Source organism: Thermogutta sp., assembly GCF_014359955.1.
Taxonomy (GTDB): domain Bacteria; phylum Planctomycetota; class Planctomycetia; order Pirellulales; family Thermoguttaceae; genus Thermogutta.
Genome location: NZ_JACIYL010000219.1, coordinates 1 through 5,907, shown reverse-complemented (window position 1 = coordinate 5,907; position 5,907 = coordinate 1). Strand labels below are relative to the sequence as shown.

The window sequence follows — 5,907 nt, the reverse complement described above, 5'->3', positions numbered from 1 at the left end:
GTCGTGCCCGGTGAGTCAGAATGGATTATCGAACCTGCGAGAGCGGACCCGACAAGCGGGTCCCTCCGAAAAAAACTCCAAAAAAAAACGGACCCGACAAGCGGGGTCCTTCGGAAGAGGTCCCGCCGAGCTGCATCTCCCCCTCTCAAAACGTTGCCGAGATTCACACCTCTTTCCTCGCGGAGACAAAGTGAGGATGCGTCAGCCTCCAACCGTATAGCCACGGCTAGTGCTCAGTGATACGCTATAAGCTTAGTAGGTCTTGAATGTCCTTGTTTGGAGGCCCCATCGAGGAGGAGTGCACCATGAGGAAACAGTCGAGATTTTGCAATCCCAATGTGCTCGCGGCGATCTGTTTTTTGGTTCTGTCCACGAGATTGGTCAACGCGGAAGAGCCTCAAAAAATTCTTCTTTGGCCGCAGGGCGCTCCCCTCGCTAAGGGTGACCGGCCGGAAGACAAACCGGGCCTGATCGTGTATCTTCCTGCTGCAGAAAAAGCTGTGGGAACCGGTGTGGTGGTATGTCCAGGTGGGGGCTATGGGGCCCTGGCAATGGACCATGAAGGACACCAGATCGCCCAGTGGTTCAACAGCTTTGGCGTGGCCGCTTTTATACTTGACTATCGCCATCGCAACAAAGGATACATGCACCCGGCGCCGATGCTCGATGTCCAGCGGGCGATCAGGCTGGTCCGGGCCCGAGCCGACGAATTCGGCGTGAAACCCGATCGGATTGGTGTCATGGGATTCTCTGCGGGCGGACACCTGGCGTCCACGGCGGCGACCCATTTCGATGCAGGTCAGCCCGACGCCCCCGACCCAATCGACCGGGTGAGCTGCCGCCCCGATTTCGCGATTCTGTGTTATGCTGTTATTGCCTTTGATGAACCGTTCACGCATCGCGGGTCGATGCGGAATCTCTTGGGCGATAATCCCGATCCCGAACTGGTAAAAAGCCTTTCCAATGAAAAACAGGTCACCCCGCAGACGCCGCCGACCTTCCTGTTCCACACCAATGAAGACACCGGCGTACCGCCGGAAAACAGTGTCGCGTTTTACCTGGCGCTGCGAAAAGCGGGCGTCCCGGCAGAGCTGCACATTTTCGAGAAGGGTCGGCACGGCCTCGGTCTGGCCGCCGGTGTTCCCGGAACCGAGTTATGGCCGGAGTGCCTCAAGGCCTGGCTGAAAGTCCGCGGACTGCTGGACCGACCATAGGACAGCGGCCGAAATCTGAGTGCGTTTGTTCCTCAAAGACGATCGTATGGAAAGGCCAAAGCGATGGGCCAATCCCTGATTTTGGGACTGGGGGAAGTATTGTGGGACTGCTTTCCCGATGAAGAGCGCCCGGGCGGTGCTCCCGCCAATTTCGCCTACCACGCGGCACAACTGGGCTACCAGGGAGGGGTCCTCTCCCGCGTTGGGGCGGATGAACGCGGTGAAAAGCTCGTGCACTGGCTTGCCCAAAAAGGGTTGAGGACCGATTGGATTCAGCGTGATCCTCACCATCCCACGGGTACGGTGACCGTGGATGTGTCCCGGCCGGACCATCCGCAGTTTATCATCCACGAAAACGTCGCCTGGGATTTCATGGAAGTGACGCCCCAGTGGCGGGCCGCTGTACAGTCGGCGGTTGCCGTCTGTTTTGGGACGCTTGCCCAGCGAAGCCCTCGTTCGCGAGAAACGGTCGGGGCCCTTCTCGAGGGAGAAAAATCAAAGCGACTGGTCGTTTATGACATCAACCTGCGACAGAATTATTACAACCGCGGAATCGTCGAGCGATCCCTCCGGCTCGCCAGCCTCGTCAAGTTTAACGACGAAGAAGCTCGCGTCCTTCACCATTTGCTGGAACTCCCCGGAACAACGGAACTGGCATGGTGCCAGTGGCTTTTGGAGCACTTCGGCCTCGAGGGAGCCTGCGTGACGCGGGGTGCCCGCGGGTGTCTGGTCGTAGATCGAACGGGCTGGGCGGAAGCACCCGGCATCGAGGTGAAGGTGGCGGACACCGTCGGGGCTGGAGATGCATTCACCGCCGCCTGGATCGCCGCACGGCTTCAGGGATGGGATGTCGCGAAGCAGGCCAACTTTGCCAACAGAGTCGGAGCGCTTGTCGCGTCACTTCCTGGGGCCATGCCCCCGGTTGCCGAGGAATACCGCCGGTTGTTGGAGCAGTTCGGGCACAAGCCATCGTTGGCGTGAACACAGCATGTCGTCTATCGGCGGGTGAACCTGTCGTACGCAGTCACGTGTAATGGAATGGACTGGGCAAACTGGACAACATACTGGGTACTTTCGGAATGGGCGATCCGCCTGGTGATGCTCCCGGTCATTGTCCTGCGGAAAGAACGCCCATCCACATGCCTGGCGTGGTTGACCCTCGTGTTCTTTGCCCCATGGTTGGGGGCAATTCTTTACCTGGTCGTGGGAGAAACGCGATTAGGCCGGAAACGGCTGCAACTCCGCAAGAGCCAGTGGCAGAGCCTGGAAAGTCTTAACGCCCCCCGCGTGGGATCTCGGCTTGTCACTTCCGATAACTCCTCATCAGTCCCCCTGGAACTCCCCGACGAGGACGAGGACATGCCGGGACAGTCTGCGGAGATGGAAGGATCCCAGACTGCCTTTCATCAGCGGCTGAGCCGCCGGGTGGAGGAGTTACTCCCTGGCCCGCTGCGATCTTTGGCCGACCTTGCCGCCCGGCTCACGGGTTTTCCCGCGACTCCCCACCACGAGATTTCGTACCTTTCCGATTCGCTTCTGACTATCGACAGGCTGATCGCGGAGATTGACTCGGCGACAGATCACGTCCACCTGCTTTACTATATTTTCCGCGATGATGTGGTGGGCCGACGCGTGGCCGAGGCGCTGGCCCGAGCACGACAGCGTGGCGTGGCCTGCCGCGTTCTGGTGGACGCCGTGGGCTCCCGGCATATGTTACGAACACTGGCCCCTGCCATGCGACGTGCGGGCATCGATGTGCGGGCGGCGCTCCCTGTGCGGATCTACCGCATTCCTTTTTCTCGGATCGATCTTCGCAACCACCGCAAGATTGCCATCGTGGACGGCCGGGTGGCTTACGTGGGCTCGCAGAACATCGTGGAACCGCGCTACGGACATCGCAAGGCCGGGCCATGGTACGATGTGACCGCCCGAATCGTTGGGCCCGCTGTCCATCACCTGCAACTTTTATTTCTGGAAGACTGGTTCTACGAATCCGGAGAGTGGCTCGACGAACCGCGCTTTTTTCCACCGATCAGCGGCGGGGGGAACACCATCCTGCAAATACTTCCCAGCGGTCCGGACCTTCCCACAGAACGCTTTCAGGACCTTCTCGTGAAGGCGATCTTTCTTGCCGAGCGAGAAATCATTCTGACTTCGCCGTACTTTGTACCAGACGAACCCCTTTCACTCGCCCTCCGGCTGGCGGCACTCCGCGGAGTGAACGTGCAACTCGTTCTGCCTCGGCGGTCGGACCACCCCATCGTCGATGCCGCCGGAGAATTTCACTGGCGGCGTCTCCGCGAATTCGGAGTGCATGTTTATTTCTTTCCCGACGGCCTTCTTCACGCGAAGACGCTCACCATCGACAACCAGGTCGCCCTCTTTGGATCGGCCAATTACGACATCCGATCGTTCCACCTCAATTTCGAGGTGAACCTGCTCATTTACACGCCGGACGCGGTCGAGGAGCTTCGAGAACTGCAGAAGCGGTATATCGAGCGATCGAAAAAGTCTTCGCCGGAAGATCCACCATCGCCGGGTTGGGCGCGCAATCTGGCTATCCACATGGCGAAGTTGCTCAGTCCTTTACTGTGACAGTGTGGATGGCGATTCAACCCAGGATGTCGAAACAGCGAACGCGTTCGAGTGAACTGGCGCCGGCAAAGTGAGATACCGTTTCGACATGGGGATGAGAACGAAGGAAAAGCGCATAAAAAAATTTTGGTAGCGTGAGGTTCACAGCCCTTTGGGCGACGGTCAACCGCTCCATGTCCCCCGAGCGAAGCTCGGGGTGGCTGAAATCCTTAGAAAGGAGGTGATCCAGCCGCAGGTTCCCCTACGGCTACCTTGTTACGACTTAGTCCCAATCGCGGAGTCCATCTTCGGCGCCTGCCTCCCTTTCGGGTTAGCCCGGCGACTTCGGATGTCCCCCACTTTCGTGGCTTGACGGGCGGTGTGTACAAGGCTCAGGAACACATTCACCGCGGCATGCTGATCCGCGATTACTAGCGATTCCGGCTTCATGCAGGCGGGTTGCAGCCTGCAATCTGAACTGGGGCGCGCTTTTTGGGATTTGCTCCCCCTCGCGGGTTTGCTTCCCTTTGTACGCGCCATTGTAGGACGTGTGCAGCCCCGGTCATAAGGGCCATGAGGACTTGACGTCATCCCCACCTTCCTCCGGTTTAACACCGGCAGTCTCGCTAGAGTGCCCGGCATGACCCGCTGGCAACTAGCGACAGGGGTTTCGCTCGTTAAGGGACTTAACCCGACATCTCACGACACGAGCTGACGACAGCCATGCAGCACCTGTGCACGTTCCACCTCAGAGAGGCGTGGCCCCGCTTTCACGGGGTTAATCCGTGCATGTCAAGACCGGGATAAGGTTTTTCGCGTAGCCTCGAATTAAGCCACATCCTCCACCGCTTGTGTGAGCCCCCGTCAATTCCTTTGAGTTTCAGCCTTGCGACCATACTCCCCAGGCGGAGCACTTAACGGTTTCCCTACGACCAAGAAACCATGGAGAGTTCCTCGGTCTAGTGCTCATCGTTTAGGGCTAGGACTACCGGGGTATCTAATCCCGTTCGCTCCCCTAGCTTTCGTGCCTCAGCGTCAGGAGAGACCCAGTGAGCCGCTTTCGCCTCCGGTGTTCCTTGCGATATCAACGCATTTCACCGCTCCACCGCAAGTTCCGCTCACCTCTATCTCCCTCGAGCCCCGCAGTATCGAGCGCAATTCCTCGGTTGAGCCGAGGGATTTCACACCCGACTTGCGAGGCCGCCTACGCACCCTTTAAGCCCAGTAATTCCGAGTAACGTTCGGACGGTCCGTCTTACCGCGGCTGCTGGCACGGACTTAGCCCGTCCTTCCTCTGGGGATAGGTCAAGCCGGCCCTGAGGACCGACATTTCCTCCCCCCTGACAGCGGTTTACAACCAAACGGCCTTCGTCCCGCACGCGGCGTCGCTCGGTCAGGCTTGCGCCCATTGCCGAAGATTCTCGACTGCAGCCACCCGTAGGTGTCTGGGCAGTGTCTCAGTCCCAGTGAGCGGGGACATGCTCTCACACCCCGTACCCGTCGTAGCCTTGGTGAGCCGTTACCCCACCAACTAGCTGATAGGACATGGGCCCCTCCTCGGGCGGACTCGCACCTTTGGTCGCAAACCCGAAGGCTTGCGACGTTATCTGGTATTACCCGCAGTTTCCCGCGGCTATCCCAGTCCCAAGGGCAGGTTACCCATGCATTACTCTCCCTTTCGCCGCTCGAGCACCCTTGCGGGCCTCGTCGCACGACTTGCATGCCTAATCCACGCCGCCAACGTTCACTCTGAGCCAGGATCAAACCCTTCACTTAATTGTTTGCTTAGTCCTCCCGCGTTGACCGCGTTCGGACATGGCTAGCAACAAGGAAAGGCTTGATCACTTGCTGCTCCAGGTCGCCCAGAGCAGCTCTGAAAGCTTTCGGCTGAACCGTCGCTTTCAGGGGCTGTGAACCTCACGCTACCGAATTGTCAAAGATCATTTATTCGATTGACCCTCCGCCTTTTCGCGTCGGGCATTTTTTATTCTACCCCTCGACTTTCTATCGTCAACGGGGGGCTTTGTCTTTCATTTCCCGTTGCCCCCTCGATCGTTCTATTCAATCTTAACCCTTTGTCGTGACCTGATCAAGGGGGGTTTCGCCCCAACCGTTTGGC

General features: G+C 58.8%; 3 protein-coding genes and 1 rRNA gene. 3 read left to right on the top strand and 1 reads right to left on the bottom strand.

What is annotated here, in order from left to right:
* The first annotated feature begins 305 nt into the window (after positions 1–305).
* The 3 genes from H5U08_RS08575 (at position 306) to cls (ending at position 3,809) form a co-directional block, all read left to right on the top strand.
* Positions 306–1,214: an alpha/beta hydrolase gene (locus H5U08_RS08575; RefSeq protein WP_297032175.1), complete on the top strand. Its 909-nt coding sequence runs from the start codon at positions 306–308 to the stop codon at positions 1,212–1,214.
* 63 nt (positions 1,215–1,277) lie between these two features.
* On the top strand, positions 1,278–2,195 hold the full coding sequence (locus tag H5U08_RS08570; protein WP_297032173.1) for a carbohydrate kinase: 918 nt from the start codon (positions 1,278–1,280) through the stop codon (positions 2,193–2,195).
* 57 nt (positions 2,196–2,252) lie between these two features.
* Positions 2,253–3,809, top strand: coding sequence for a cardiolipin synthase (gene cls, locus H5U08_RS08565; protein WP_297032171.1), 1,557 nt, complete (start codon positions 2,253–2,255; stop codon positions 3,807–3,809).
* Between the two features lie 213 nt (positions 3,810–4,022).
* Here the strand turns inward: cls and H5U08_RS08560 are convergent.
* A 16S ribosomal RNA gene (locus tag H5U08_RS08560) occupies positions 4,023–5,564 on the bottom strand.
* Positions 5,565–5,907: the final 343 nt, after the last annotated feature.

Excerpts from the sequence above, each read along its gene's own strand:
- cls (WP_297032171.1), top strand. The coding sequence starts at position 2,253 with ATGGACTGGGCAAACTGGACAACATACTGGGTACTTTCGGAATGGGCG.
- H5U08_RS08570 (WP_297032173.1), top strand. The coding sequence starts at position 1,278 with ATGGGCCAATCCCTGATTTTGGGACTGGGGGAAGTATTGTGGGACTGC.
- H5U08_RS08575 (WP_297032175.1), top strand. The coding sequence starts at position 306 with ATGAGGAAACAGTCGAGATTTTGCAATCCCAATGTGCTCGCGGCGATC.